The following is a 25,358-nucleotide window of genomic DNA, read 5'->3' on the forward strand; positions in this document are numbered from 1 at the left end:
GCCCCGTCGATCAGTCGCGGGCCGCGTCGCCCGTCTCATCATGATCCACGGTGGGCCCGCCGGTCGCGCCGCCAACCCCGGGATCTGCGGTGGCCCGGGCCCAGACATCACCCGCCCGGTCGCCGCCGCCCCAGCCCCACGGCCGCGCCTCGCCGCCCGCCGGGGTCGGGCCCGGGCCACCGGTCGCGCCCTCGACATCGGCCTTCGCGGCCTCTGCCTTTGCCTGGGCGGCGGCCTCGGCGCGGGCCAGCCTCGCCCGCGCGGCCGACTCCGCCTTCGCCTTGGCGACCCGCTCACGCTCGGCCCTGGCCAGCGCCGCCCGCTCGGCCGCCTCCTTGTTGGCCTCGCTGTTGGCGGCCCGGGTCGCGGCCGTCCACGGTGACTGGTCGTCGGGCGCGTCCGCGACATCGACCGGCGCCGAGCCGCGCCGGGTGGCCGCCGACCAGGCGAGATCGGGGTCGGGCGGAGGCGGCGGCGCCGTTCTGCGCCGGGGCGGCTTGGGCCTGGTGCCGGACATCGCCGAGAACGCCCGCATCAGCGTGGCCACGCCGGTCGCGATGTCCCCCGCGCCGGTCGCGAGCCGTTCCGCCGTGTGGGGGGTCGGGTTCCGCATCGAGGCGATCGTCCGGCAGACCGGGCAGACACAGCACTCGACGCTGCCGGTCGACCAGCCGTAGCTCACGTGCGTACCCGGCCGATCGTCACCGCCCTGACCCATCACCCGCCGCACCGCACCGGTGGCCCAGGCCCACGGATCACCCTCGTCGGCCGGCGACGGCGGCGCCGTCGCACGGGCCCAGGGGTCGCCCTCGGCCGTGGTCTCTGTCTCGGCCGCGCTCTCGTGCTCGGCCGCGCTCTCGTGCTCGGCCGCGCTCTCGTGCTCGGCCGCGCTCTCGTGCTCGGCCGCGCTCTCGTGCTCGGCCGCGCTGTCTCTTTCGGCCGCGCTGTCGGTCGCCGATGATGGGGACGCCGTAGCCCGCGCCCACGGATCACCCTCAGCCGCGGGCTTCGGCCCGGTCCTCGGCTCGTCGGGCTCGCCTTCCGGCGCCGCCGACGTCTTCGAGGCCTCCGCCGTCTTCGAGGCCTCCGACCCGCCTGAAGCGGCCGCCGATCCCCCCGACGCGGCCTCGGTCGCGCGGGTCACGAAACCCGCCACCGTCGAGCCCATCTGGCCCAGGCCGGACACGATCCGGTCGGCCGTCGCCGCGACCGTGTCGTCGGACGCCTGGCTCGTCATCGCGAGCACGGTGGCGACCAGTCGCTCGGCCTCCTGCCGCGCCGAACCCGTCTCTCCCGCCATACCGCGCTCCTCGCCGGTCACGCCTCCGCAGAGGCCTCCACACGACGCTTGAGCTGCTTCAGCGCCGTATCCATGATCATCTTTTCGGCCTTGCGCCGGAACATGCCGAGCATTCCCACCGACAACTCCACCGCGAGCGTGTACGTCACCGTAGTCGCCCCGTCACCGTCCGCCTCCAGATCGTAGGAGCCGTCCTGCGACTTCTGCGTCTTGGACGGCTTCACCAGGCTCCACTCGATGTGGGAGAGATCCTCGGCGTACGAGTATTCGAGCGTGTAGTCGTCGGCCAGCACACCGGCGTCGATGACGAACCGGACCTCGGCCGCGTACCCATCCTCGTACTCACTCAGCACCTCGACCTGTTTCATCGCGTCGGCCCACTCGGGGTATCGCGCGAAATCGCAGATCACCGCCGCGACCCGATCGAGGGGCGCGGCGATCCGGATCGACTGTGTCGAGGTGTCCGCCATGCCCCGGAGGTTACCGCGCACCCACGACAAACTGACCGTGCAGGGTTGCCCAAACCCGGGTCCCCGAATTCTGGTCCGGGGCGTCAGCACCGGCGGCGAATGGGGGACCCGGGTTCAGCGCCGGTCCGCCGATGGGCCGTTCACCGACCATGCCGCTACCATCCGTGACGTGCCCGGATCCCCCACCGCCCCCACCCGCGTCCAGCCCCTGGCAGTGGCCGCGCGCATCGTCATGCTCGCCCTCGTGGCGGCGCTGACCCTGATCGCGACGGAAGACATCGGCCAGCTCCGCTGGATCGCGCTGCTGCTGGTCGCCGCGCTGCCCGCGTTCCTCGCGCCGGACCACCGGTGGCTGGCGCCGCTCGGGCGGGTGGCCGAGGTCGCGATCACCGGCCTCGCCGCCGGCTCCGTCGCGGCCGCGGCCGACCGGATCGGCGAGTACGCCGGGTTCGGCGCCGAGGTGATCCTCCCCTACCTGGCCGTCCCGCTGCTGACCGCGAGCCTGCGCCGCCGGCCGACCGAAGGCGCCGCCCTGCTCGGCGTGGCCGCGGTCTCGATGGTCGCGGGCGGCACCCTGATGGGCGACCCGCTGCCGATCACCCAGCCCGGCTTCCTCGCGGCCGGCGGCCAGTGGCTGGTCCTCGGGGCGATCGTCACCTTCGCCGCCGACACGATGCGCCAGTTCATGGCGCCACCCCCACCCACGCCCCAGCCGTACGCCGAGGCCACCCGGCTGCTGACCCAGCTGCGCAGCGTCGCCCGTTCGCTGCCCGGCGCCACGCTCGACCCGGGCGGCATCTCCGAGCACCTGCTCGACGAACTGCGCCAGGTCGCGCCGGGCGAGCGGGCCGCCGTGCTCTCGACCAGCGGCGGCGGGCGGCTCGTGGTGCTCGCCCAGAGCGGCGCCGAGCGGGTCGACTGGGAGACCACGCTGGACGCCGACTCGGCCATCGCCGACGCCTGGGCCACCCAGCAGCCACAGACCGCCAACCGTTCCCAGGCCCGCTCCCACCGCGGCGGCGACGCGTCATCGTCGCTGGTGGTGCCCCTGGTCGCCGGTGTCCGTACGATCGGCTTGGTGATCCTCGAGGCGGACATCGCGCAGGCGTACCCCTCACCGGTCGTGGCCCAGGTGACCGACGTGACCGGCCCGGCCGCGCTGCGCCTCGAGGCCGCCCTGCTCTTCGACGACGTGCGATCGCTGGCCACCAACGAGGAACGTCAGCGGCTGGCCCGTGAGATCCACGACGGGGTCGCGCAGGAACTGGTGATGGTCGGGTACGGCATCGACAACGCCCAGGCCACCCTGCCCGAGGGCGCCGAGGAGACGGCCGAGGAACTGCGGTCGCTGCGGGCCGAGGTCACCCGGGTGATCACCGAGCTGCGGCTGAGCCTGTTCGAGCTGCGCTCGGAGGTCGATCGCAACGGCGGCCTGGCGGCGGCCATCGCCGAGTACGCCCGGACCATCGGCACGCCGGCCGGCCTGCGCGTGCACTTCACCTTCGACGAGTCCACGGCCCGGCTGCCCGCCGCGACCGAGGCGGAATTGCTGCGCATCGCCCAAGAAGCAATCACCAATGCGCGGAAGCACGCAGGGGCGTCCAATCTATGGGTCACCTGCACCATCGATCCGCCGTACGCCGAGATCACCGTCTCGGACGACGGCAAAGGTTTCGCGGACGACCGCCCCGACGGTCGTTACGGGCTCACCATCATGGCCGAACGTGCCGAACGAATTCGCGGGAAGCTCAAGATCACGCCACGACACCCCAGCGGGACAACCGTAGCCGTGGTGCTTGGCACAGCCGCTAGGCGCGATAGCGTGCGGGATAGCGTTCCCGCTCCAGAAGGGGAGTAACCCGAGCATGTCGACCAGTCCTGCGCCGACGACGCGCACCAAGGTCCTCCTTGTCGACGATCATGACTTGATTCGTAAGGGGCTGCGACACGCATTCGAGCGCGACCGGCAGTTCGAGGTTGTCGGTGAGGCCGCCACGGCGGCCGAGGCCGTACGCCAGGCCGGCGCCCTGCAGCCCGACGTCGTGATCATGGATCTCCGGCTGCCCGACGGCAGTGGCCTCGAAGCCACCCGTGCCCTCCGCAAGAACAACGCCAACATGGGCATCGTGGTCCTCACCATGTACGCGGGCGACGACCAGCTCTTCGGCGCTCTCGAGGCCGGGGCCAGCGCGTTCGTCCCCAAAACGGCGCCCGCCGACGAGGTGGTGGCGGCCGCCCGGCACGCCGCCAGCGCACCCAGCGCGTTCACCGCCGCCGACCTGGCCGAGGCCATGAAGCGCCGCCTGGCGCCGAGCGGCCCGCAACTGTCGCCACGCGAGGGCCAGGTTCTCCGCCTGCTCGCCGACGGCATGAGCGTGGCCGGCATCGCCAAGCAGCTCTTCGTCTCCGAGTCCACGGCCAAGACCCACATCTCCAAGCTGTACGAGAAACTGGGCGCCGCCAACCGCGCCCAGGCCCTGATGACCGCCCTCCGCCTCGGCCTCCTGGAAGCCCCGGACGCCCCCAAGTTCTGACCCGCACCACCCCGTTGACCCGCCCGGCCGCTTCACCGCGCCCGGGCGGTCGGCGTTCCGGGCTGATTTTCGGGCGTTCCGGGGCTGAGTGATCGGCGTTCCAGGGCTGGGTTGTCGGTCTTCCGGGGCTGGATTGTCGGTCTCCCGGGGCTGGATTGTCGGCCTTCTCGGGCTGGATTGTTGGGGTTTCACGGGCTGAGTGATTGGCGTTCCGGGGCCGAGGCGAACGGCTCTTCCGGGGCCCTGGCGGCCGGCGCTTCGGCAGCGGCGTGAGGCTTGCCGCTCCGGCGGTTCCCGGCATTCCCGGCTTCTACGGCGATTCCTGACGGCCGGATCTTCGGCCCTTTCTCGTCACCGATCCGGCACCCGGCCATTCACCCGATCGGGGGATTCTTCGCCCGAGCACCCCATGACGGACGGCTTCACGCGGGTTCGAGCGCGGTCGGCACAACCATCAACATCGCCGGGCTCTGCGCCGCGCGGCGCAGAATCTCGCTTTGGCGATTTCAATTGATCTTGCTTCGCAGCTCGCGCGCCACCGCCTCCCCCGCCCTTGTGGGTGGGCAGGAATGTAGCCGCCGGGTACGACAGAACGACGAGTTGTCCACAGCGGCAGCGGAATGTGGATTTAGGCGACGAGGTTGCGGGCGGTCGACGGCCAGCGACAAACGACGCGGTTGCGGGCGGCCGTCAGGCGGCCGAGTTGCGGGCGGCCGAGTTGCGGGCGGCCGAGTTGCGGGCGGCCGAGTTGCGGGCGGCCGAGTTGCGCGGCCGTCAGGCGGCCGAGTTGCGGGCGGCGGTCAGGCGGCGCAGGGCCAGGTAGGCCTCGCAGCCCAGGCAGAGGCCGAAAGCTGCGTTCAGGAAGGCGGCGACCAGCCCGAGGCCCGCGAAGATCAGACCGACGACCGGCGCGCCGGCGAAGAAGGCGATGGTGGCTGCGCCCAGGAAGGCCAGGCCTACGGTTTGGGCGAAGCGGACGGGGGCGGCGGGCTCGCGTTCGGCGGGTGGGCCGACGTGGGGCAGGACGAACTGGCGGAAGAGCAAGGCGTAAGGACCGCGGCGGGGGTTGGTGGCGGTCAGCGCGAAGACCGCGGTCTGGGCGAGGGCCAGCCAGGGGGATCTGGTCACCAACACCAGGATTATCACGACGCTGGTGATGGACGCCGCGAAGCGCTGGCCTCGGGGGTCTAGCTCCATGTCATGACTGTCGCACCTTGCGGGCGGGACGCGGCCGTGAGTGACATCACCATTGTTGAAGTGCAGTTCAGCGGTCGAGCACGTCGCCCAGGGCGGCGATCAGGTGGGGCTTGCCGGGCACCCCGGTGGCACGCCTTACCTCGCGGCCGTTGCGGTCAAGGACCAGGAGCGTGGGGGTACGCCAGATGTTCAGCGCCCGCACGGCCTCCAGGTGGCTCTCGGCGTCGACCTCGACGTGTCGCACCCCGGGCACCATCGCCGCGACCTCGCCGCTGATCCGACGGACTGCGCGGCAGGGCTGACAGAACGCCGACGAGAACTGCAGCAACGTCGCCTCGGCGTTGCGGTCGACGCCAAGCGCCTCGAGCAACGCCGGCGAAATCCCGGCCGCGGAAGCGTCGTCATCGACAGCGCCGGAAGAGGCGCCGCCGGAATCAGAAGCGCCGGACTCGGCCGCACCGGAAGGGGAGAGGGCGGGCGAAGAGACGCCGGAAGGGGACAATCCGGGCGAGGAGGCGCCGGAAGAGGAGACGCCGGGCGAGAAGGCGCCGGAGTGGGAGGCACCGGGCGAGGGCCCAGCGAGGGAAGAAGAGCCAGAAGAAGGCGCGATCGAAGAATCAGCGCTGAGCGAAGGCGCGGCGAAAGATGCGGCGCGGCCAGAAGGGGCCGCCCGGAGGCGCCCATCCGACGCGCGCCGCCACAGACCGATCACCGTCGCACCCACCAGCGCGACGGCAACCACGACCAGCCCGACCGTCATGTCCCGACTGTGGCACGCCGCAAGCCGAACCGACCAGGTGATCCCACCCACCAATCCCACCGGCAAGGGGGATCAGGCGAAGGAGACCTGGCAAGCGTGCGTCCGGCGAAGGAGACCCGGCAAGACAGCGTCCAGCGAAGGAGACCCAGGGCAAGGGAGCAAACCCGGCGGAGGGGAATCAGGCGTTCTGGTAGGCGCTCGCCTGGAGGGTGAACATCTGGGCGTAGATGCCGCCACGGGACATCAGCGACGAGTGATCACCTTCTTCGACCACCGCGCCGTGGTCGAGGACGAAGATGCGGTCGGCCTCGCGGACGCTGGCCATGCGGTGGGTGATCAGGATGACCGTGCGGCCGGCGGCCAGTTCGCGGAGGCGCAGGTACACCGCGTGTTCGGCCCGGGCGTCCAGGTTGGCGGTCGGCTCGTCGCAGATCAGCAGCGGCGCGTCGCGGTAGAAGGCGCGGCTCACGGCCAGGCGTTGCCACTGGCCGCCGGACAGGTCCGCTCCCCCGGTGAAGTGCCGCGACAGCAGCGTGTCGTACTGCCGGGCCAGCTCCATCACGAAGTCGTGGGCGTCGCCGGCCTGGGCCGCGACCTGCACCAGGTCGTGGTCGGTGGCGCGGTCGTGGCGGCCGATGGTGATGTTCTGGCGTGCGGAGAAGGGCCACCGGGTCGGCTCCTGCATCACCACGGCCACCCGGTCGCGGATGGTTTCGGGCGAGAAGGCCCGGAGGTCGGCGCCGTCCCATCGGACGATGCCGGATTCCGGCCGGTACAGTCCGGCCATCACGGCCGCGAGGGTGCTCTTGCCGGACCCGTTCTCGCCGACGAGGGCGATGATCTCTCCCCTCCGTACCGTGAGGGAGATGTCTTGGATCGCCGGCCGCTCCGCGTCGGGGTAGGTGAAGGTCACGTTGGCGAGGCTGATCTCGTCGAGGCCGGGCGAGGGGGAACCGGGGACGGGCGGCTGCTCGGCGCGGGCCCGCGACATCTCGCAGAAGCCCTCGAAGTCGGCGAAGTACAACCCCTGCTCGAACACCCGGTTGGCCGAGTACGCCAGCTCGGAGAGCTTGCCGATGCCCACATTGATCGCGTACGCGGCCGCGCCGCCCGCCGCCAGCGCCATCTCGCCGGTCCACAGCAGCCACAGCAGCACGCCGTAGGTGAGGCCGGTGATCAAGCCGCTCAGCACGCTCCCGACCAGCGTGGTGCGCACGACCGTGTCGGACAGGGCGATCTCCCGCTTCGTGGCCATCGCGAGCAGCCGCCGCACCTCGTCCAGCAGGAAGCCGCGCAGGGTGAACGCGCGCAGTTCGGGCGCCGGTTCGCGGGCGGCGAGCAGGTGCGCCAGCATGTGCTGGCGGCGCCACATGGCGATCATCTTGAGCAGGCTCTGGTGCCGCAGCCGGGCGCCGCGGGCCGACGCCCAGGCCACCGGCAGCACGGCGAGGATCAGCAACGGCAGCAGGGCCGGGTGCAGGGCGGCGAGGACACCACCGGCGGCGATCAGCCCGATCACGTTGTTGAGCACCTCGATCGCCTGGTTGACGACCTGTTCGGCGGCGCTGATCCCCCGGTCGCGGGCGCGCTGCATGGCGTCCCGCCACTCCGGGTCGTCGAACGTGGTCAGCTCCACCTGCGTCGTCACGGTGAGCAGGCGCATCTCGGCCGCCTGGAAGACCTTGGGGGCGAGCCGGCCGTTGGCGCTCGCGGCCGCGGAGGTGAGGATTCCGCGTACGGCCACCGCCGCGACCAGCAGCACGAGGGAGGGAGCGGCCGCGCGTACCCGCTCGGGGGTCGCGCCGTCCCGGAGGAGGCCGTCGAAGACGCCGACGACGCTGATCAGCCCGATCGCGCTGACCACACCGGACAGCGCCTGGAGCACGACCACGGCCGTCGTGGTGCGCGGGCTGGCCTCCCAGGCGATGCGCCCGGCCGCGAGCAGCAGCTTGGGCAGCCGCCGCAGCATGGCCCGGAAGCCGGTGGTGGCCGCCTCGGAGGTGCTGGTCAGCCAGTAGGGCAGGGCGAGTTCCGATTCGTCGTCCTCGTCGGGCTGCATGACGCCTTGATACGCCTCGACGACGCTCCGTGTCTATTCACGTGCGAAGAGTGAACGATTCACGTGAGGAGGTGACGGAGCCGGTCGGCCTGCCGTTCCCACCGCCACTCCCGCTCCACCCAGGAGCGTCCGGCCGTACCCATCGCCTTGGCCTTGATCGGGTCGGCCAGCAGCTCGGCGACCCGGCCGGCGATGGCCGGCACGTCTCGGCCACCCACCACGTGCCCGGTCTCGCCCTCGATCACCGCGTCGGGCGCGCCGCCCGAGTCGCCGGCCACCACCGGCAGCCCGGTGGCCGACGCCTCCAGATAGACGATGCCGAGGCCCTCGACGTCGAACCCGCCGGCCCGGGTGCGGCACGGCATCGCGTAGACGTCGCCGGCCGCGTACAGCTCGGGCAGCGCCGGCCACGGCACCGAGCCGGTGAACACCACGTGCTTGGCCATCGCGGTGTCGCGGGCCAGGCGTTCCAGCTTGGCGCGGTACGGCCCGCCGCCGCCCAGCAGCAGCGCCGCGCCCGGCGCCCGGCGACGGATCTCGGGCAGCGCGCGGATCAGCATGTCTTGACCCTTGCGCGGGACCAGCCGGGAGACGCAGACCACGACCGGCCGGTCGGACAGGCCGTACTTGGCTCGCATGGCCGACCCGTCGACGCCGGGATGGAAGGTGTCGGCGTCGACGCCGGGGGCCAGACGCTGGAGGTCGGTCAGGCCGTGGAGCGCCCGGCCGAGGCGGACCCGCTGATAGTCGGTGAGGTAGGTGACCACGTCGTTGCCGCGGGCGATGCGCCGCAGCAGGTGGCGGGCGCCGGGCAGCGCGGCCCAGCCGATCTCGTGCCCGTGGGTGATCGCCACCGCCCGCTCGATCCCGGCGTCGCGGCGCAGACCGGCGGCGAGCAGGCCGAGCGGGGCGGCCGCGCCGAACCAGACCCGGTCGCAGTCGCGGGTGCGGGCGATCTCGGCGGCCCGGCGGGCGACCGCGGGCGTCGGCAGCAGCATGCCGGTGTCCTCACGGATCACCTCGAACGGCTGCTCGGCGTCGAACTCGGCCGCCCCCTTCCAGGTCGAGGCGTAGACCACCACCGAGCCGGCCGGCTGCCGCACGGCCAGGTTGTGGATGAACTGCTGGATGCCGCCGGGCCGGGGCGGGAAGTCGTTGGTGATCAGCAGCGTGCGGGCCATCAGCGCTCCCCGCGGGCCCAGGCGCGGGCGGCGGCCATCCGCTCCACGGTGGACGGGTGGGACGCGAACAGGACCTGTTCCCACGCCGGCGGGTCGGGTTCGGCGAGGTTGACCGAGCCGAGCTTGCGCTGCATCGACTCGAAGGTGGCCGGATCTTGGGTCAGCTCGAGCGCGTGGTCGTCGGCCCGCGCCTCGATCTGGCGGGTGACGAAGGACTGTGCCGGCGTGGCCACCAGGCCGGCCACGGCGGCGATCGCGACCAGCAGGCCGAGGGCGCGGGGTTCGGCGATCGAGTCGACCCCGGCCGTACGCAACAGAGCGCTCCAGAAGCCCAGCAGGTAGAGGCCGATGACCGCGGCGGCCGTGCCGAGCGCCCCGAGCAGCGTGCCGATCAGCACGTCCTGCGCCTTGGCGTGGCCCAGCTCGTGGGCGGTCACCGAGACCACCTCGGCCGGCGTCGCCTCGGTCAGCATGGTGTCGTAGACGACGATCCGCCGGGTCGGCCCGAACCCCGAGACGTAGGCGTTCACCGCCCGCGTGCGGCGGGAGGCGTCGGCGACCAGAACATCCTTGACGGGTACGCCGTCCCGGTCGGCCAGCCGCATCAGGTCGGTGCGTAACGGCCCGGCGGCCATCGGCGTGAACTTGTTGAACACCGGCTCGACCAGCACCGGCAGCACGAACGACAGCAGGATCACCAGGATCGCCGCGCCCGCCGCGCCCCACGCCCACCACCAGCGCGGCGCGAGCCGGACCACGGCGAAGAAGCCGAGCAACGCCACCCCGCCGATCACCGCGCCGACCGCCCAGCCCTTGACCAGGTCGACGGCCCAGGGGCCCCAGCTCTGGGTGGAGATGCCGTAACGCACCACGATGGTGTGCCGCCAGGCCGCGAACGGCAGCGTGACCACCTCGGAGACCAGCACGATGAGCAGGCCGCCGAGCAGCGCCCGGGCGACCCAGTGGCCACCGAACGGGCGCCCGGCCAGGGTGACCAGGCCCGCGCCGAGCGGGGTCAGGCCGAGCACCAGCGCGACGACCAGACCGATCAGCATCGACCCGTACGACCCCGGCCGCAGCGCCCGGTGGAACGCCTCGGCCTTGTCGACCTGGCTCTGGTCGAACTCGCCGAGCGCGCTGAGCTGGTCGGCCCGCGGCGCCGGCGGCCGGTGCCACGGGATCAGCACCGCGGCGAGCACCACACCGGCCACGACCAGCACGCCGAACGCCATAAGAGCCCAGCCCCGCACTGTCACGCGGCGACCCTACCCGTCAGGCCACGTCGCGCCGGAAGGGCACCACGACGGGAGGTTCCGGCGTCGACAGTAACTCCACGTCGAAGCCGGCCAGCTCGAAGACCTCGATGGCCCGCATCTCGCTGGGCGTCAGGTCGGTGATCTCCTCGGGGGTTTCGGCGAGCACCCGGACCAGGCAACCGCTGCACTCATCGGCCCGCTCGGCGCAACGCCCGCAGTCGATGATCATGGCTCCTCCTCCATGCGAAGTCGTGACGGGTGACCGCCACACCCATCACGCTACGGAGGGGGTACGACAAAAACGTCAGCTGCGCGAGAGCCGGCGGATGAGGCTGTCGGCGCCCATCGGATACGCACCGTGGCGACGGACCCCGTCGGCCACCTCGCGGTCGGACGAGACCACCACCACCGGCCGGCCGTCGGGCTCGGCGCGGGCCAGCCGCCGGATCAGCTCGTCGGCGGTCTCGCCCTTCTTCGAGAAGAGCACCCGGACGTTGCGCGGCGCCGGCGGCAGCCCGTGGACCCGCTCGGCGCCGTCGAAGACCACGGTCACCTCGTCGCCGGTCTGCGCGGCGATGCCGCCGAGCCCGGTGATCAGGCGTTTGCGCTGCTGTTCCAGGGACATCTCGGCGAAGCCGCGCTTGGTGACGTTGTACCCGTCGACGATCAGGTGGGCCCGGGGCAGGGCGAGCAGCTGATCGAGGCGGGCCGGGTCGTCGGTGTCCTGGGCGCGGGCCCGGGAGCGCTCGGGCTGACCGGGACGCTCGGCCGCGGTGTCGGCGACGTAGTCGGCCGGGAGCCGGTCGGACGGGCCGAGGGCAAGCTCGCGGCGCAGCCCGGAGGCGGCCTGGCCGATCGTCTCGAGCAGCAGCCAGAGCCGGGTGTCGTCGGCCGACCGCGCCTCCTTGGCCGCCGCCTTGCCGGTGGCGGCGATGGCCTCGGCGTCGGCCAGTTTGGCGCGCAGCCGGCGTACCTCGGTCTCGTGTTCGGCCTTGGCCTGCGTCGCGCGACCCTTCTCGGTGGCCAGCAGGTCACTCGCCCGTTTCTGGGCCACCAGGGCCTCACGCAGCGATTTCGCCGTGGCCCGGTGTTCCTCGCGCAGCTGGCCGAGCTCTTCGCGGACCCGGGCCAGCTCGTCGCGCAGCTTGTCGGCCTCGACCTTGGCGACCGCCCGGTCGTGGTCGGCGCGGGCGGCCCGCTGCTCGGCGTCGCGGATCTGGCTGATCACCGCGGCGCTGTCGACATCGGCGCGGACCGCCTCGCCGGCCTCGGCGACCAGCTCACGCCAGCCGTCGGGCCGGCAGAGATAGGCGATCGCGGCGACCTCGACCGGGTCGGCGGCGGCCGGGGACAGGCCGGCGGCGACGGCCGCGCCCAGATCGCCGGAATCGTCGGCGACCCGGCGGCCGATCCGCTGGCGGAAGAGCGGGTCGGCGGTGAGCTGGGCGGCGATCGCCTGACCGCCGAGACGAGCGCGACGATTCGGGGCGAACCGGGCGACCTTCCGTAGCACGACCGGAACCTCGTCGGCCGAGAGGGCGGGGATCGCGGCGGCCGCGAGGGCGGTCACCCGCTGGCGGACGGGCTCGGGCAGGGTCGGCTCGGCCGCGTCCGCGGACCCCTCGGCGGGGGTGTCGGAGAACGGCTCGAGCGCGGACATGAATTCATTCTCCCACCCTGTGGAAGGCAACCGCCCAATCCGTGAAGTGATCTTTTCGGGCGCGCGGCCGGGAATTGTCGTACCCATGTCCTAATCTCCCCGCCGTGGCACAACCGGCATACGTCCAGGGCACTCTGGACACGCTCCTGTCCGCCGACGGCTCGGTCGATCCGGCCGCGCTGTCCCTGGCCGACACCACCTTCACCGTGCTCGATCTGGAGACCACGGGCGGCGCTCCGGACGGCGGCGGCATCACCGAGATCGGGGCGGTCAAGGTGCGCGGCGGCGAAGAGCTGGGGGTCTTCGGCACCCTGGTCAACCCGGGTGAGCGGCTGCCACCGTTCATCACCGTGCTGACCGGCATCACCGAGGCGATGCTGGCCCCGGCCCCGTCGATCGAGACCGTGCTGCCCAGCCTGCTCGAGTTCCTCCGCGGCACGGTGCTGGTGGCCCACAACGCGCCCTATGACGTGGGCTTCCTGAAGGCCGCCTGCGCCCGCCACGGTTACCAGTGGCCCCAGGTCAGGGTGCTCGACACGGCCGCGGTGGCCCGCCGGGCGCTGACCCGTGACGAGGTGCCCAACCGCAAGCTGGCCACGCTGGCCCGGTTCTTCCGGGCCCGGGTCGAGCCGACCCACCGCGCGCTCGACGACGCCAAGGCCACGGTCGACGTGCTCCACGGGCTGATCGAGCGCCTGGGCAGCTACCGGGTCTACACGTTGGGCGACGCGGTCGAGTTCGCCAAGGCGGTCAGCCCCGAGCAGCGCCGGCAACGGCACCTGGCCGACGGTCTGCCGCATGTCCCCGGCGTCTACATCTTCCGAGCTCAAGATGGTCGCCCCCTCTACGTCGGCACGTCCAACGACATCGGCAAGCGGGTCCGGTCCTATTTCACGGCGAGTGAGAAGCGGGCGCGCATCTCCGAGATGCTGGCCGCGGCGGTGCGGGTCGAGGCGGTCGAGTGCGCCCACCCGCTGGAGGCTGAGGTACGCGAGTTACGCCTGATCGCGGCCCACTCCCCGCCGTACAACCGCCGGTCCAAGCATCCCGATCGGGTGGTCTGGCTCAAGCTCACCCAGGAGGCGTACCCGAGACTCTCGGTGGTCCGGGCGCTGGCCGACGACGGCGCGTCCTACCTCGGCCCGTTCTCGTCGCGCCGCACGGCCGAGCTGGCCGCGGCCGGCTTCCACGACGCGGTCCCGCTCCGGCAGTGCACCCACAAACTCTCGACCAAGACCAAGACGCCGGCCTGCGCGCTGGCCGAGCTGGGGAGATGCCCGGCGCCCTGCGAGCACGAGATCTCCACCGAGGAGTACGCCCAACGCGCCGCGGTTCCGTTCCGGACGGCCACCGTGGGCGACCCGCGGCCGATCGTCGACGCCCTGATGGCCCGCATCGACCAGTTCTCCGACCGGGAGCGTTATGAGGAGGCGGCGGTCGTCCGGTCCCGGCTGATCGCGGTGCTCCGGGCCACCGTGCGGATGCAGCGGCTGGGCGCCCTGACCAGGCTCTCCGAGCTGGTGGCGGCCCGCCGCGACGCGGTCGGCGGCTGGGAGATCGTGGTGGTCCGCCATGGCCGGCTGGCCGCGGCGGCCTCCTCGCCGCCCCGGCAACACCCGCGCCCCACGCTCGATGTCGCCCTGCAGACGGCCGAGACGGTCCTACCCGGACCGGGACCGGTTCCGGCGGCCACGGCGGAGGAGACCGAGCGGATTCTCACGTGGCTCGAGAAACCCGACACCCGATTGGTGGAGACTTCCGGCGACTGGGTGTCACCGGCTCGTGGCGCCGCGCGTTTCACTAGCCTTCTCACCAGGGCCGAGGCCGCGGTTGGGTCACGAGACTCATCCGTTCGCTCATCGGTAACTGACCGTTCGGACGACGCTCGCTCGCTTAGGCTGTAGGACAACACGGGGTTACCGACCGGTTTGGTCGGTCCGTGGTGGTCTCGGCGCGCGCGCAGGCTCGCCGGGGTGGCCGCGAGGGGTGAGGAGGTGTCCGGGTGGACGTCGACGCCGGCCACGGCGCCGCGCTCAGCCGCGGGCACAGTTCCGCGCCCCGAGAGACAACGCTCTCACAGCGGCTCCGCTCCTTTCTGAGTTTTCAGGGAGGCAGCGATGACGACCCGGTCACCAAGCTGACCCGAACCCACCGCACCATCCATCCGTCGGCCGACGCCGGCGTGTTGCGACGCGGCTTCAACATCGCCGAGAACATGCACCGCGGTCAGATGCGCAAGAGCGGCGAGCCGTACATCACCCATCCGCTCGCCGTCGCGCAGATCTGCGCCGAGCTCGGCATGGACACCACCACGCTGGTCGCGGCGCTGCTGCACGACACCGTGGAAGACACCAGCTACACGCTCGAGGCGCTGACCGGCGACTTCGGCCCCGAGGTGGCCCACCTGGTCGACGGCGTGACCAAGTTCGACAAGGCGTTCTACGGCAAGGCGGCCGAGGCCGAGACGATCCGCAAGATGATCGTCGCGGCCGGCAAGGACGTCCGGGTGCTGGTGATCAAGCTGGCCGACCGGCTGCACAACATGCGCACGCTGGGTGTCCGCTCCCCCGCCTCGCGCGCCCGCATCGCCACCGCCACGCTCGACGTGCTCGTGCCGCTCTGCGACCGGCTCGGCATCCAGGCCCTCAAGCGCGACCTCGACGACGTGGTGCTGTTCCACCTCGAGCCCGATGCGTACGCGCGCATCGAGGAACACGTGAACAACCGCCCCGGCTGGTCCGAATACCTGCACAACGTGATCGGCAAGGCGCGCACCTCGTTGCGCCGCCAGCGGGTCACCGCCGACGTGCACTGGCGGCCCCGGCACTACTACTCGATCTGGAAGGACACCGTCGCCGGCGGTCACGCGGTTCCCCTCGACCTGCCGCGCATCGCGGTCGTGGTCGACGGCCCCGACACCGACTGCTACGCCGCGCTCGGCGCGATCCACGGCCAGTGGCGCCCGGTCGCCGGCCGGTTCAAGGACTTCATCGCCTCACCCAAGAACAACCTCTACCGGTCGCTGCACACCACGGTCACCGGGCCCGACGGCAAGCTGGTCGAGGTGCTGATCCGCACCCAGTCGATGCACCGCTGCGCGGAATACGGGGTGGCCGCCGGCTACCGCTACCCCAAGTCGTCCTTCGGCACCGACGCGATCCCCGGCACCGACCAGCTCACCTGGCTCAAGCGGGTGCTCGACTGGGAACAGGACACCACCGACCCGCTGCAGTTCCTGGCGTCGCTGCGGTGCGACCTGTCCGAGGGGCAGATCCAGATCTTCGCGCACGGCAACACGGTCGAGCTGCCGGCCGCCTCCACGCCGGTCGATCTGGCCTATGAACTGAGCCCCGAGAAGGGTGAGCAGTGTCTGGCCGCGACCATCAACGGTCGTCTCGCCCCGCTCAGCTCGCAGTTGCACGACGGCGACGTCGTCGAGATCTTCACCGAGACCGACGGTCACGTGGACGCCGAGCCCAACGCGCCGCGCGGCCCCCGCAAGGAATGGCTCGGGTTCGTCAAGTCGAGCCAGGCCCAGATGCAGATCAACAAGTACTTCGCCGAGGACAACGAGCCCGGCATCAGCATCGCCGACAAGATGCGCCTCGGCCGCGCCACCATCGGGCTCACGCTGCGCAAGCACGACCGCGGCCTGGCCAGCGAGGTGCCGCTGCGCCGGCTGGCCGACGACCTCGGCTACCCCGACCTCGAGACCATGCTGGTGGCGGTCTTCGAGCGCACCCTCGACCCCGACATGGTGGTCGAGCAGCTCATCACGCTCGTCGACCACCCGGACTGATTCGTCCGGCCGCCCGATAGCCTGGCCAACGTGAAGATCCCCCGGCGGCTGCGTGGCTACGGCTACCGCGCCTTCTACCAGCTGCCCGGTCGCGCCCGCCGCTTCCTGGTCCGCCTGGCCGGCCCGAAATACCTGGTCGGGGCGGTGAACGTGATCCGGTCCCCGGGGCAAGACCGCATTCTGCTGCTCCTCCAGCCACCGGGCCGGGGCTGGGGCCTGCCCGCCGGCCTGCTCAAGAAGCATGAGCAACCGGCCGTCGGCGCCGCGCGTGAGCTGTTCGAGGAGTCCGGGCTGCGGCTCGACCCGTCCGCGCTGACGCCGGGCCAACCGAACGCGATCGTGCACGCGCTGGGCTGGATCGACCTGGTCTTCTTCGGCACGGCGCCGGACGACGCCGTGTTCAAGGTGGACGGTGGCGAGGTGTTCGAGGCCCGCTGGTGGCCGGTCGGCGAACTGCCCCGGCTCACGCCGAACACCGAACTGCTGCTGGGCGTGTACGGCATCGGCCCGTCGGCCGGCCGCGATCCGGCCGACAGCGCCGGGGTGGACTGGTGACCGCCGCCGTCTGCGCGGTGATCCTGGCCGCCGGCGAGGGGCAACGACTCCGCCCGCTCACCACCCACCTGCCGAAGGCGCTGTGTCCGGTCGGCAACGTGCCCCTGCTCGACCGGGCGCTGGCCCGGGTCTCCGCCTCCGGTGTCGCCGCGGTCGCGGTGAACGCCTCCTATCTGGCCGGTCAGGTCGTCGCCCACGTCGGCGCCCGAGCTCATCTGTCGGTCGAGCCGGACGGCCCGCTGGGCACCTCGGGCGGCGTGGCCGAGCTGCGCGACTGGATCGACGGCCGCGGCGTGCTGGTCGGCAACGCGGACGCCTACCTGTCCGACCCGTCCCGTCCCCCCGGCAAGGACATCGCGGCGCTGCTCGACGGCTGGTCCGGCTCGTCGGTCCGGATGCTGGTCCGGCCGCTCCCCGACGGCGAATCGGGCGGCTTCAGCAACCACCGCTTCGCCGGCTTCTCGCTGCTGCCCTGGTCCCGGGTCCGCGACCTGGTTCCGTCGCCGGCCGGCCTGGTCCGCGACGTCTGGCGCCCGGCCGAGGCCGCCGGTGAGCTCGAGCTGATCCCGTTCGAGGGCACCTACCTGGACACCGGCACGCCCCCGCTCTACCTGGCGGCCAACCTGCACGCCGCCGGCCACCGCAACCTGATCGCCCCCAGCGCCTCGGTGTCCGGAACCTGCACGTCCGCGGTGATCGGCGCCGACGCCACGGTGCACGGCACGGTGACCCGCTCGGTGGTCCTGCCCGGCGCCACGGTCGGCGCGGCCGAGGTGCTCACCGATGCGATCCGGGTCGGCACCCTCACCATCCCGGCCGCTCTTCTTTCTTGAAGGGTGACCACTCACCCAGAATGAAGGGTGCGCGGCTCTGTTCTGGCCGCCCCGCGGCCTTGGAGCCGCGCGCCCGGCCTCGGCGGGAGCTGCGGTCTGAGCCACCCACCCAGGCACGACATCAATTTTTTGATCTTGCTCTGGGGCGGTTGACACCGCTGGCTAATGGCATTAGCTTTAGGCTATGAACAGTAGCCAGTTCCTCCCGATCAACGGCGGCACCATCGCGTACGAGGTCAGCGGCGAAGGCCCGCTCGTCGTGCTCGCGCACGGCATGGGTGACAGCCGCAACGCCTACCGCTTCGTCGTGCCCCAGCTGGTCGCCGCCGGTTACCGCGTCGCCAACGTCGACGTGCGCGGCTGCGGCGAGTCGAGCGTCGGGTGGCCGTCCTACACCCGCACCGACATCGCCGGCGACCTGCTCGCGGTGGTGCGACACCTCGGCGGCCCGGCCGTGCTGGTGGGTCACTCGATCTCCGGCGGCGCCGTCACCATCGCCGCGGCGCAGGCCCCCGAGCTGATCGAAGGCATCGTCGAGCTGGCCCCGTTCACCCGCAAGCAGGCGATCAACCTGGGCGACCTGCGGGCCAAGACCTACCGGGCCGGCATGCTCCGGCTGGTGCTGACCGGCGTCCTCGGCAGCGTCAAGTGGTGGCACCGCTACTTCGACGTCGCCTACCCGGGCCGCAAGCCGGCCGACTGGTCCGACCAGCTGCGCGACAACGCGGCCATGCTCGGCGAGCCGGGCCGGATGAAGGTCCTCCAGCGGATGGGCCAGACCCCGGCCACCGACGCCGGCGCCCAGCTCGGCAATGTTCGCTGCCCGGCCCTGATCGTCGAGGGTTCGCTCGACCCCGACTGGGCCGACCCGCGCGCCGAGGGCGAGGCGATCGTCGCGGCCCTGCCGTCCGGCGTCGGACAGCTCGCGATCATCGAGGGCGCCGGCCACTACCCGCACACCCAGTACCCGGACGAGACCGTCGCCCTGCTGCTGCCGTTCCTCAAGGCGTACGCCCGTGCCTAGAGCCGGCCTCGACCGGGCGGCCGTGGTCGCGGCCGCCGCCGTCCTGGCCGACGAGGTGGGCCTGGCCAACGTGACGATGGGCTCGGTGGCCGAGCGGGTCGGCGTCCGCGCGCCGTCGCTCTACAAACACGTCGGTGGCCAGGCCGACATCACCCGCCGGGTCGCCACGCTGGCCCTGACCGAGCTGGGCGACGCTCTGCGCGACGCGCTCCAGGGCCGCGCGGGCCGGGAGGCGCTGGCCGCCGCCGCGCGCACGATCCGGGCCTACGTGGTCGAACATCCGGGGCGGTATGCGGCCACGACGGTCCCGCCGGACGATCCGGCCGCGGGGGCGCGGGTGTTCGACTCGCTGGCGGCGGCGCTGGCCGGCTATCGGCTCGAGCCGGGCGGCGCGGTCCATCGGATGCGCCTGCTGCGCACGCTGTTCCACGGCTTCGCGTTGCTCGAGGTGGCCGGCGGCTTCCAGCTCGACAACGACGTCGACGAGAGCTTCGAGTGGATCATCGGCTTCGTCGACCGCGGGCTCCGTACCTAGAACCAGGTCGTAGCCGGGTGGGTGGTGCAGACCGTCGCTCCCGCCGAGGGTCGCTTCGCTCCACCGGCGTGCGTGGTCACCCTTCCTTGTGGTGGTCGAGCAGCTTGGACAGCAGGTCGGTCAGCTGCCGGCCCTCCTCGGCGGACAGCGGCGCCAGGAGCTCGGCCTGGGTCTCGGCCAGCCGTTTCTCCAGTCGCCGGAGCTGCCGCCGGCCGGTGGCGGTCGGCGAGACGATGTTGCGGCGCCGGTCGGCCGGGTCGGTGGCCCGTTCGACGAGGCCGGCCTCGGCCAGCGCGTTGACCGTGGCGACCATGTCACTGAGGTGGATGCCGCTCCGCCGGCCGAGCTCGGCCTGACTGGCCGGGCCGTGCTGCTCCAGCGTCGCCAGCACCCGGTAGTGGTAGCCGCGGGCGTTCACCGACGAGAACCCCTCGGTCACCAGCCGATGCGCGTGACCGGCCAGTTGCGTGAGCAGCCAGCTGGGCAGCCTCTCCCAGTTCTCCATGTGATCAGCCTAACCAAACGTTGACCGGATAAACGTTCGTGCGACTAACGTTAGGGCAACCAATGATTCACTCGGGGAGAAGCCATGATCACGCCGTTCCGGATCGACATCCCGCAAGCCGACCTCGACGACCTGGCCGACCGGTTGGCCCGCACCCGCTGGCCCAACGAGGTCGCCGGCGCGGGCTGGGACTACGGCTTCCCGCTGGCGCGGCTCCAGGAGCTGGCCGACCACTGGCGAACCGGCCACGACTGGCGTGAGCACGAGGCCCGGCTCAACCGGCTCCCCCACTTCAGCACCGAGATCGACGGCCAGAACATCCATTTCGTCCACGTACGGTCGGCCGACCCCGACGCGCTCGCGCTCGTCCTCACCCACGGCTGGCCCGGCTCGTTCCTGGAGTTCCTCGACGTCATCGAGCCGCTGTCGCGCGACTTCCACCTGGTCATCCCGTCCATCCCCGGGTTCGGTTTCTCCGGGCCGACCCACGAGCGCGGCTGGGACATCGTCCGCGTCGCCCGGGCCTGGGCTGAGCTGATGCGACGGCTGGGCTACCGGCGTTACGGCGCCCAGGGCGGCGATTTCGGCGCGGGGATCTCCACCTCGCTCGGCGCCGTCGCCCCCGGCCAGGTCGCCGGGGTCCACGTCAACTACCTGCCGACCCGGCCGGTCGCCGGCGTCGCCCTGTCCGAGGCCGACGAGGCGCGGCTGGACAAGGTCCGGCAGCTGATCGCCAACCGCCCCGCCTACCAGGTCCTGCAGGCCACCACCCCGCAGACCATCGGGTACGCGCTGACCGACTCGCCGGTCGGCCAGCTGGCCTGGATCGCCGAGCGCTTCGCGGCGTGGACCGACCCGCGCTCGCCGATCAGCGACGATCGGATGCTCACCGACGTCTCGCTGTACTGGCTGACCGCCACCGCGGCGTCCTCGGCCCGGCTGACCCGCGAAACCCCACGTGGGGCGGCGGCGTGCCCCGTGCCGGTCGGCGTGGCGGTGCTGCCGTACGACATCACGCAGTCGGTGCGGCCGCTGGCCGAGCGGCTCTACGACATCAGGCACTGGTCGGAGTTCGAGCGGGGCGGCCACTTCGCCGCGATGGAGGTGCCGGAGTTGCTCGCCGAGGACGTGCGGACCTTCTTCCTCACCACGCCCGGCGTCCATAGTAGATTGCCGCGGTGACGACAACCTCCGAAGCCGTGTCCCGGGCCGCCCGGCCGCCTCGCTCCTGGGAGACCCAGACCGTCGGCGTGCTGGTGGCCATCGCGGCGTCCGGCCTGCTCGGAGTGATTCTGCTGGCCACGCAGGTGGGGCTGTGGGCCTACCTGCGAAACGGCGGAACCACCACCGTGTCGGCGCTGGTGGTGTTCGTCATCGACAACGCGGGCCCGTTCGACGTGCTCTACGTCCTGCTGGTGATCGCCTACCTCGGCGCGTACTTCTGGTGGCGGCACCAGACCCGGGAGATGCTCCGCCGGATCGGTGACTTCACCGGCGGCGCGACCGTGCACTGGGCCGTCGTCGCGTGGGGTCTGCTGCTCGGGGCGGGGTTCTACATGACCCCGGGCATCTCCACGACCGGGACCACGGCCGACGAGCTGGCCACGATGTTCGGGTGGTTCGCGGTGCGGACCGTGCTGCGGCTGGCCGCGCTGGGAATGCTGTTCCTCGGGGTGTGGCAGATCCGCGATCAGGTACGCCGGGAGGTCGCGACGTCCGGTGTGGCCCTCCGGCTCGGCGAGCTCGGCGGGGAACGGACCGCCCGGACCACCCCGCTTCTCGCGCCGATCGCCGCCGCGGCCACCGATCACCTTCCGGTGGCGGACGACGAGTTCTGGGCGAAGGCCGGGCGGCTGGCCGCCGAGCGGAACGCCGACCTCGCGGTGCTGGAGGCCGTGGATGTGGTGGCGCGGCGGTGGGCGCTGATCCCGGCCGGCGGTGACGCGACCGCGGTGCGGGCGGCCATCCCGGCCGGCGCGGTGGTCACGGTCTTCCCGGTACCGCCGGCCCAGACCGAGATCGAGGGGTACGAGCCACCGGCCGCCGACGCCTACCACGGCTTCCTCGAGGACGGGGCGAGCGGCGCCCTGTGGTTCCAGTCGGTGACGCCCAAGCGGGTGCCCGCGTTCCTGGCCCGGGCCCGCAACGCTCGGCGGTGGGCGCTCTACCCCGTCGACGCGGCCGACGCCCTCACCGCGGTGGCGTCCGCGTCAGCGGAACGGTAGGGCCACGTCGCAGATCAGGTCGCTCGGCGCGGCCGTGTCGACGTCGGTGTCGTAGCGGTACACCTCGCGCGGCGGGGCGGCGACGGCATGCCCGCGGTCACGGACCCAGCGCCGGACCGAGTCGTAGACGGACAGGATCTGCGGCGCCTCGAAATGGCCCTTGATCACCGGGATGTACGCCTCCCGGTGGGCCGGCTCGCTGCGCCCGGCCGCGTCGGGACGCACCGGCAGGCACACCTCGACCGGGCCGTCGTCGTCCTCGCCGACCGGGCCGTGGAACACCACGAACCGCGGGCCGGCCGCTCCCCCGGCCCGGTCGGCCAGGGCGGTCAGGCGGGCGGTGGCCTCACGGATCCAGACCAGCTCGGCCGACGTGACGTAGCGCATCTCGGTGACGACATGCTGCTCGGCGACCTCGCGGACGGCCACCGGCCACGAGCCCTCGGGCGGCGCCGGGGTCTCGGCGGACAGGTTACGGACCAGGCGGTCGGCGAGTTCCCGCTGCGCGGCCAGGCGGCGTTCCACCGCGGTCCAGTAGCCGGCCAGGCGTTCGGCCGCCCGCGGCCCCGGCGCGTCGACGATCTCGGTGATCTCGGTCAGCGGCATGTCGAGGCGGCGCAGCAACGCGATCAGACGGCCGGCGTACAGCTGGCGGCTCGCGTACCGCCGATAGCCGGTGCCGTCCACCACCTCGGCCGGGCGCAGCAGGCCGATCCGGTCGTACAGCCGGAGAGCCCGGATCGACAGGCCGGACCGGCGGGCGAACTCGCCGATCGTCAGCAACCCGGGCCCGCCCGGCATCAGCTCACCGGGAACGCGACGTCGAACACCTCGTCGGAGCCGGCGGCGGCCCCGAAATCGATCCAGTAGGTCTCCCGCGGCGCCCGGGCGACGGCCAGCCCGTTGTCGGAGATCCACTTCTCGACCGCCTCGTACACGCCGCCCAGCTCACCCGACGTGACGAGGGCCTTGGTCACCCGCGCGTACGCCTCACGGTGGGCCGGAATCGTCCGGTCACCACCGGACGGCACCGTGGCGCACACCTCGACCGGCGTCGGCCCCTCGTTCGGATTGCCCTCGTAGATGGCCATCAGCAGTGGTTCGTCCGGGCCCGGCCGCTCCAGGAACGGCCAGTCCGTGGTGCCGAGCAGACCGCCCGCCTCCCGCGCGCGTTCCGCCACCCGGGCCATCGCGCCCGGCAGCCAGTCGAGCAGCTCGGCCTGGGTGACGCTTCTGGTCTCGCTCACGACGTGCTGTTCCGGCACATCCCGCAGTCGAATCTCGGTCATGATTACCTCCCGCCACGATGATGGGGTCTCCCCTTGTGTCAGGGTCAAGCGATCATGCCAGCCAGTCACCGTCACGCATGACGGCGCGGCCCGGCAGCTCGTTCAGCTCGCGCCAGGCCTGAATGCGTTCGGGGCGGAGGATCAGGAAGGCGTACGCGTCGCCGGCCGTGCGCGGATCCCAGTCGTTCTGGGCCGCGTACGCCTCGCCGATCGCCCCCGCCTCCTGGTTCGGCACCGTGCGTTCCAGCCGGGCGTCGATCAGCACCACGTCGCGGGTGCCACCCAGCGCCAGGCGGGCGATGCCCCCGGCGATCAGGTTGCGGGCGGTCGGCGCGCTCGTGTCGGTGGCGAGCACGATGCGGTCGTCGTGCCAGGCGGCCGTCAGCGGCACCAGACAGGGCCGGCCGTCGGCGGCGGTGGCGACCCAGACGTCGGCCACCGGCGCGGTCAGCTTGGCCAGCACGTCCGCCTTACGCTGCGCCCTGGTCCTCGGTTGCTCTCTCACCCCATGCACAATAGGTAACGTGGCCGGATGCGATCACGCTCCGGAGAGATGTGGTGGGGAGTCGCCGTCGAGGCGCCCGACCCGTCCGCGCTGGCCAGGTTCTACGCCGAGCTGCTGGACTGGCCGATCGTGCACGAGGAGCCCGGCACGTCGGTGCTCGGCGCCCCACCGGCCGGCGGCTCGTTCCTCGTCTTCCAACAGGCCGACGGGTACGAGGCTCCGGTGTGGCCGCCCGCTCCCGGCGCCCAGCGCGCCATGACCCACCTCGACTTCCAGGTCGGCGACCTCGCGTCCGCCGTCGCCGACGCGGTCGACCTGGGCGCCAAGGTGGCCGACTTCCAGCCGCAGGACCACGTCCGGGTCCTGTTCGACCCGGCCGGCCACCCGTTCTGCCTGTGCCAGACCGATTGACCCGGGAGGCGTGGGCGGCTTCTCCGAGCAGTTGGCCCGGCCATTGGCCGAGGTCCCCGAGGACGCCGTGGTCGTGCAGGTCGGCGACCTGGTCGACCGGGGGCCGGACGCTCACGGGAAGAACCATCAGCGGCTGGCCGCCGTCCGCGCGGCCCACACCTACCGGGCCGGGCCAAGCCCGGATGCCCCGGCGAAGTTCCACTGCTCGGGCAGGGTGCCGCCGCACACCGCGCAGGTGAAGTCGCCGTCCCGGACGATGTTGCGCTCGCCGCAATGCTCGCACCGGCGGAACGTGATCAGGTCGGTGTAACGGCCGGGATGGGCAATGCCCGCGCGCTCGAGGGACGCCGCCACGGCCGGCCAGGAGTCGGGATCCGGGCAGTAGCCGGTCGACTGGTTGCTCACCGCTGAGACGTCGGTGCCGTCGAACCCCATCTCCCCCGCGGCCAGCACATCCGCGCCCTCCGCGCAGGCGACATGCTCACTGCGCCGTGGCGCCAGCCTCAGCACCCCATCCAGGGTCACGACGAAGGTGGCCGGCTCACCCGCCTCGGCGTCGGCCAGCCACCGCTCGAGATCAGCAACGCCCCTGATGCCGGTGCCCGTGCCGCCACCGGCCGCCCGGCGAACATCATCCGGCCCGACATACCGATAGCGCCGCCCCATGGCCCGAGACGCTAACAACCGGAGCGGCGGCACGGGTTGGATTTTTCGGGCTTCGAGGGTGAGCACTCACTCAGAATGAAGGTCACGCGGCTCTGTTGTGGACGCGCCAGCGGCCAGGAGCCGGGTGGCCGCCCTCGGCGGGAGCTGCGGTCTGCACCACCCACCCCGATGCGACATCACGATCTTGATCCTGATCTTGAATGTGGGTGGCGCCGAGGAGAAACCGCCTCGGTGGAAGCGGTCTGGTCGACAGGGGGACGATCGGATGCCGCGGGATGATTGGATGTTCTTGTGAATACTGCGATCGTGCACATCGACTGTGCCACCGATTCGATTCCTGAGGTGGCTGAGGCCCTGGCCGCTCAGGACGGGGTCAGCGAGGTCTACTCGGTGGCCGGCAACGCCGACCTGATCGCCATCGTGCGGGTGCCGCACTTCGATGACATCGCCGAGGTGATCGCCGGGCGGATCTCCAAGACGCCGGGTGTGGTGAATACCGAGACCTATGTGGCGTTCCGGGCGTATTCCAAGCATGACCTGGAGGACGCCTTCGCGATCGGGCTGCCCGACGCCGACTGAACCGCGAGCATGCGA

The 25,358-nt window shown here is 72.0% G+C and carries 26 protein-coding genes; 12 read left to right on the plus strand and 14 right to left on the minus strand.

Annotation, left to right across the window (positions count from 1 at the left end; translation table 11 throughout):
* Nucleotides 1-10: 10 nt before the first annotated feature.
* Nucleotides 11-1,300 carry a hypothetical protein gene (locus AB0M54_RS08355; protein WP_364469888.1) on the minus strand — a complete coding sequence of 430 codons (1,290 nt, stop codon included), beginning with the start codon at nt 1,298-1,300 and terminating at the stop codon, nt 11-13.
* Nucleotides 1,301-1,317: 17 nt separating this feature from the next.
* Complete coding sequence (locus AB0M54_RS08360; RefSeq protein WP_364328351.1) at nt 1,318-1,770, minus strand: SRPBCC family protein; 453 nt, start codon at nt 1,768-1,770, stop codon at nt 1,318-1,320.
* Between the two features lie 232 nt (nt 1,771-2,002).
* Between AB0M54_RS08360 and AB0M54_RS08365 the strand changes: the two genes are divergently transcribed.
* Together AB0M54_RS08365 and AB0M54_RS08370 are read left to right on the plus strand one after the other, a co-directional pair.
* A complete protein-coding gene (locus tag AB0M54_RS08365; RefSeq protein ID WP_364470052.1) occupies nt 2,003-3,628 on the plus strand; it encodes a GAF domain-containing sensor histidine kinase in 1,626 nt (541 codons plus the stop codon).
* A gap of 7 nt (nt 3,629-3,635) precedes the next feature.
* Entirely contained in the window at nt 3,636-4,304 is a 669-nt protein-coding gene (locus AB0M54_RS08370; protein WP_014688640.1) for a response regulator transcription factor, read from the plus strand.
* A gap of 774 nt (nt 4,305-5,078) precedes the next feature.
* Here the strand turns inward: AB0M54_RS08370 and AB0M54_RS08375 are convergent.
* The 7 genes from AB0M54_RS08375 to AB0M54_RS08405 all read right to left on the minus strand — a co-directional run bounded on the left by AB0M54_RS08375 (nt 5,079) and on the right by AB0M54_RS08405 (nt 12,417).
* Nucleotides 5,079-5,501, minus strand: a complete 423-nt coding sequence (locus tag AB0M54_RS08375) for a DUF4395 domain-containing protein (protein WP_364469890.1) — start codon at nt 5,499-5,501, stop codon at nt 5,079-5,081.
* A 67-nt stretch (nt 5,502-5,568) separates the two neighbouring features.
* Entirely contained in the window at nt 5,569-5,871 is a 303-nt protein-coding gene (locus AB0M54_RS08380; RefSeq protein WP_364328345.1) for a thioredoxin family protein, read from the minus strand.
* A gap of 568 nt (nt 5,872-6,439) precedes the next feature.
* Complete coding sequence (locus AB0M54_RS08385) at nt 6,440-8,320, minus strand: ATP-binding cassette domain-containing protein (RefSeq protein ID WP_364328342.1); 1,881 nt, start codon at nt 8,318-8,320, stop codon at nt 6,440-6,442.
* 59 nt (nt 8,321-8,379) lie between these two features.
* Entirely contained in the window at nt 8,380-9,501 is a 1,122-nt protein-coding gene (locus AB0M54_RS08390) for a glycosyltransferase family 4 protein (RefSeq protein WP_364469892.1), read from the minus strand.
* Nucleotides 9,501-10,757: a M48 family metallopeptidase gene (locus AB0M54_RS08395; RefSeq protein ID WP_364328336.1), complete on the minus strand. Its 1,257-nt coding sequence runs from the start codon at nt 10,755-10,757 to the stop codon at nt 9,501-9,503. Before AB0M54_RS08395 ends, AB0M54_RS08390 begins: the two co-directional genes overlap by 1 nt.
* A gap of 16 nt (nt 10,758-10,773) precedes the next feature.
* On the minus strand, nt 10,774-10,986 hold the full coding sequence (locus tag AB0M54_RS08400) for a hypothetical protein (protein WP_364328333.1): 213 nt from the start codon (nt 10,984-10,986) through the stop codon (nt 10,774-10,776).
* Between the two features lie 75 nt (nt 10,987-11,061).
* Complete coding sequence (locus AB0M54_RS08405) at nt 11,062-12,417, minus strand: NYN domain-containing protein (RefSeq protein WP_364328330.1); 1,356 nt, start codon at nt 12,415-12,417, stop codon at nt 11,062-11,064.
* 104 nt (nt 12,418-12,521) lie between these two features.
* Here AB0M54_RS08405 and AB0M54_RS08410 point away from each other — a divergent pair, with 104 nt between their 5' ends.
* The 6 genes from AB0M54_RS08410 to AB0M54_RS08435 all read left to right on the plus strand — a co-directional run bounded on the left by AB0M54_RS08410 (nt 12,522) and on the right by AB0M54_RS08435 (nt 19,163).
* Nucleotides 12,522-14,321 carry a DEDD exonuclease domain-containing protein gene (locus tag AB0M54_RS08410; RefSeq protein ID WP_364328327.1) on the plus strand — a complete coding sequence of 600 codons (1,800 nt, stop codon included), beginning with the start codon at nt 12,522-12,524 and terminating at the stop codon, nt 14,319-14,321.
* A gap of 98 nt (nt 14,322-14,419) precedes the next feature.
* A complete protein-coding gene (locus AB0M54_RS08415) occupies nt 14,420-16,216 on the plus strand; it encodes an HD domain-containing protein (RefSeq protein WP_364328325.1) in 1,797 nt (598 codons plus the stop codon).
* A 30-nt stretch (nt 16,217-16,246) separates the two neighbouring features.
* Complete coding sequence (locus AB0M54_RS08420; RefSeq protein ID WP_364328322.1) at nt 16,247-16,771, plus strand: NUDIX hydrolase; 525 nt, start codon at nt 16,247-16,249, stop codon at nt 16,769-16,771.
* Entirely contained in the window at nt 16,765-17,604 is an 840-nt protein-coding gene (locus tag AB0M54_RS08425) for a sugar phosphate nucleotidyltransferase (RefSeq protein ID WP_364470055.1), read from the plus strand. The genes AB0M54_RS08420 and AB0M54_RS08425 overlap by 7 nt, the downstream gene beginning before the upstream one ends.
* 184 nt (nt 17,605-17,788) lie before the next feature.
* Nucleotides 17,789-18,628: an alpha/beta hydrolase gene (locus AB0M54_RS08430; RefSeq protein ID WP_364469894.1), complete on the plus strand. Its 840-nt coding sequence runs from the start codon at nt 17,789-17,791 to the stop codon at nt 18,626-18,628.
* Nucleotides 18,621-19,163, plus strand: a complete 543-nt coding sequence (locus AB0M54_RS08435) for a TetR-like C-terminal domain-containing protein (RefSeq protein WP_364469896.1) — start codon at nt 18,621-18,623, stop codon at nt 19,161-19,163. The genes AB0M54_RS08430 and AB0M54_RS08435 overlap by 8 nt, the downstream gene beginning before the upstream one ends.
* A gap of 76 nt (nt 19,164-19,239) precedes the next feature.
* Here the strand turns inward: AB0M54_RS08435 and AB0M54_RS08440 are convergent, their stop codons facing one another.
* Nucleotides 19,240-19,668 (minus strand): MarR family transcriptional regulator, encoded by a 429-nt coding sequence (locus AB0M54_RS08440; RefSeq protein ID WP_364328313.1) that lies wholly within the window; start codon nt 19,666-19,668, stop codon nt 19,240-19,242.
* A gap of 84 nt (nt 19,669-19,752) precedes the next feature.
* On the opposite strand from AB0M54_RS08440, the gene AB0M54_RS08445 reads away from it, so the two are divergent.
* Together AB0M54_RS08445 and AB0M54_RS08450 are read left to right on the plus strand one after the other, a co-directional pair.
* On the plus strand, nt 19,753-20,850 hold the full coding sequence (locus AB0M54_RS08445; RefSeq protein ID WP_364469898.1) for an epoxide hydrolase family protein: 1,098 nt from the start codon (nt 19,753-19,755) through the stop codon (nt 20,848-20,850).
* Nucleotides 20,847-21,893, plus strand: coding sequence for a hypothetical protein (locus AB0M54_RS08450; protein WP_364469900.1), 1,047 nt, complete (start codon nt 20,847-20,849; stop codon nt 21,891-21,893). The genes AB0M54_RS08445 and AB0M54_RS08450 overlap by 4 nt, the downstream gene beginning before the upstream one ends.
* Here AB0M54_RS08450 and AB0M54_RS08455 read toward each other — a convergent pair.
* Genes AB0M54_RS08455 through AB0M54_RS08465 form a run of 3 tightly spaced genes read right to left on the minus strand, consistent with a single transcriptional unit; the run spans nt 21,879 to nt 23,687 of the window.
* Complete coding sequence (locus AB0M54_RS08455; protein WP_364328305.1) at nt 21,879-22,694, minus strand: MerR family transcriptional regulator; 816 nt, start codon at nt 22,692-22,694, stop codon at nt 21,879-21,881. The genes AB0M54_RS08450 and AB0M54_RS08455 overlap by 15 nt on opposite strands.
* The gene (locus tag AB0M54_RS08460; protein WP_364469902.1) at nt 22,694-23,182 is read right to left on the minus strand and encodes a GyrI-like domain-containing protein; all 489 of its coding nucleotides are present in this window, start codon (nt 23,180-23,182) and stop codon (nt 22,694-22,696) included. The genes AB0M54_RS08455 and AB0M54_RS08460 overlap by 1 nt, the downstream gene beginning before the upstream one ends.
* 52 nt (nt 23,183-23,234) lie before the next feature.
* Nucleotides 23,235-23,687 (minus strand): pyridoxamine 5'-phosphate oxidase family protein, encoded by a 453-nt coding sequence (locus AB0M54_RS08465; RefSeq protein ID WP_364469904.1) that lies wholly within the window; start codon nt 23,685-23,687, stop codon nt 23,235-23,237.
* A gap of 27 nt (nt 23,688-23,714) precedes the next feature.
* Here AB0M54_RS08465 and AB0M54_RS08470 point away from each other — a divergent pair, with 27 nt between their 5' ends.
* A complete protein-coding gene (locus AB0M54_RS08470; protein WP_364469906.1) occupies nt 23,715-24,098 on the plus strand; it encodes a VOC family protein in 384 nt (127 codons plus the stop codon).
* A gap of 159 nt (nt 24,099-24,257) precedes the next feature.
* Here AB0M54_RS08470 and AB0M54_RS08475 read toward each other — a convergent pair whose 3' ends face one another.
* Nucleotides 24,258-24,764 (minus strand): hypothetical protein, encoded by a 507-nt coding sequence (locus AB0M54_RS08475; protein WP_364469908.1) that lies wholly within the window; start codon nt 24,762-24,764, stop codon nt 24,258-24,260.
* A gap of 291 nt (nt 24,765-25,055) precedes the next feature.
* Between AB0M54_RS08475 and AB0M54_RS08480 the strand changes: the two genes are divergently transcribed.
* Nucleotides 25,056-25,343 carry an Lrp/AsnC ligand binding domain-containing protein gene (locus tag AB0M54_RS08480; RefSeq protein WP_285680688.1) on the plus strand — a complete coding sequence of 96 codons (288 nt, stop codon included), beginning with the start codon at nt 25,056-25,058 and terminating at the stop codon, nt 25,341-25,343.
* The last annotated feature ends 15 nt before the right edge of the window (nt 25,344-25,358 follow it).

The organism is Actinoplanes sp. NPDC051470, from assembly GCF_040682035.1.
GTDB lineage: Bacteria > Actinomycetota > Actinomycetes > Mycobacteriales > Micromonosporaceae > Actinoplanes.

Bases quoted from the DNA above. Each gene is read 5' to 3' on its own strand.
- AB0M54_RS08355 (WP_364469888.1), bottom strand. From the start codon at position 1,300: ATGGCGGGAGAGACGGGTTCGGCGCGGCAGGAGGCCGAGCGACTGGTC.
- AB0M54_RS08405 (WP_364328330.1), bottom strand. From the start codon at position 12,417: ATGTCCGCGCTCGAGCCGTTCTCCGACACCCCCGCCGAGGGGTCCGCG.
- AB0M54_RS08430 (WP_364469894.1), top strand. From the start codon at position 17,789: ATGAACAGTAGCCAGTTCCTCCCGATCAACGGCGGCACCATCGCGTAC.
- AB0M54_RS08445 (WP_364469898.1), top strand. From the start codon at position 19,753: ATGATCACGCCGTTCCGGATCGACATCCCGCAAGCCGACCTCGACGAC.
- AB0M54_RS08475 (WP_364469908.1), bottom strand. From the start codon at position 24,764: ATGGGGCGGCGCTATCGGTATGTCGGGCCGGATGATGTTCGCCGGGCG.
- AB0M54_RS08460 (WP_364469902.1), bottom strand. From the start codon at position 23,182: ATGACCGAGATTCGACTGCGGGATGTGCCGGAACAGCACGTCGTGAGC.
- AB0M54_RS08440 (WP_364328313.1), bottom strand. From the start codon at position 19,668: ATGGAGAACTGGGAGAGGCTGCCCAGCTGGCTGCTCACGCAACTGGCC.
- AB0M54_RS08365 (WP_364470052.1), top strand. From the start codon at position 2,003: ATGCTCGCCCTCGTGGCGGCGCTGACCCTGATCGCGACGGAAGACATC.
- AB0M54_RS08375 (WP_364469890.1), bottom strand. From the start codon at position 5,501: ATGGAGCTAGACCCCCGAGGCCAGCGCTTCGCGGCGTCCATCACCAGC.
- AB0M54_RS08455 (WP_364328305.1), bottom strand. From the start codon at position 22,694: ATGCCGGGCGGGCCCGGGTTGCTGACGATCGGCGAGTTCGCCCGCCGG.
- AB0M54_RS08385 (WP_364328342.1), bottom strand. From the start codon at position 8,320: ATGCAGCCCGACGAGGACGACGAATCGGAACTCGCCCTGCCCTACTGG.
- AB0M54_RS08470 (WP_364469906.1), top strand. From the start codon at position 23,715: ATGCGATCACGCTCCGGAGAGATGTGGTGGGGAGTCGCCGTCGAGGCG.
- AB0M54_RS08360 (WP_364328351.1), bottom strand. From the start codon at position 1,770: ATGGCGGACACCTCGACACAGTCGATCCGGATCGCCGCGCCCCTCGAT.
- AB0M54_RS08390 (WP_364469892.1), bottom strand. From the start codon at position 9,501: ATGGCCCGCACGCTGCTGATCACCAACGACTTCCCGCCCCGGCCCGGC.
- AB0M54_RS08370 (WP_014688640.1), top strand. From the start codon at position 3,636: ATGTCGACCAGTCCTGCGCCGACGACGCGCACCAAGGTCCTCCTTGTC.
- AB0M54_RS08400 (WP_364328333.1), bottom strand. From the start codon at position 10,986: ATGATCATCGACTGCGGGCGTTGCGCCGAGCGGGCCGATGAGTGCAGC.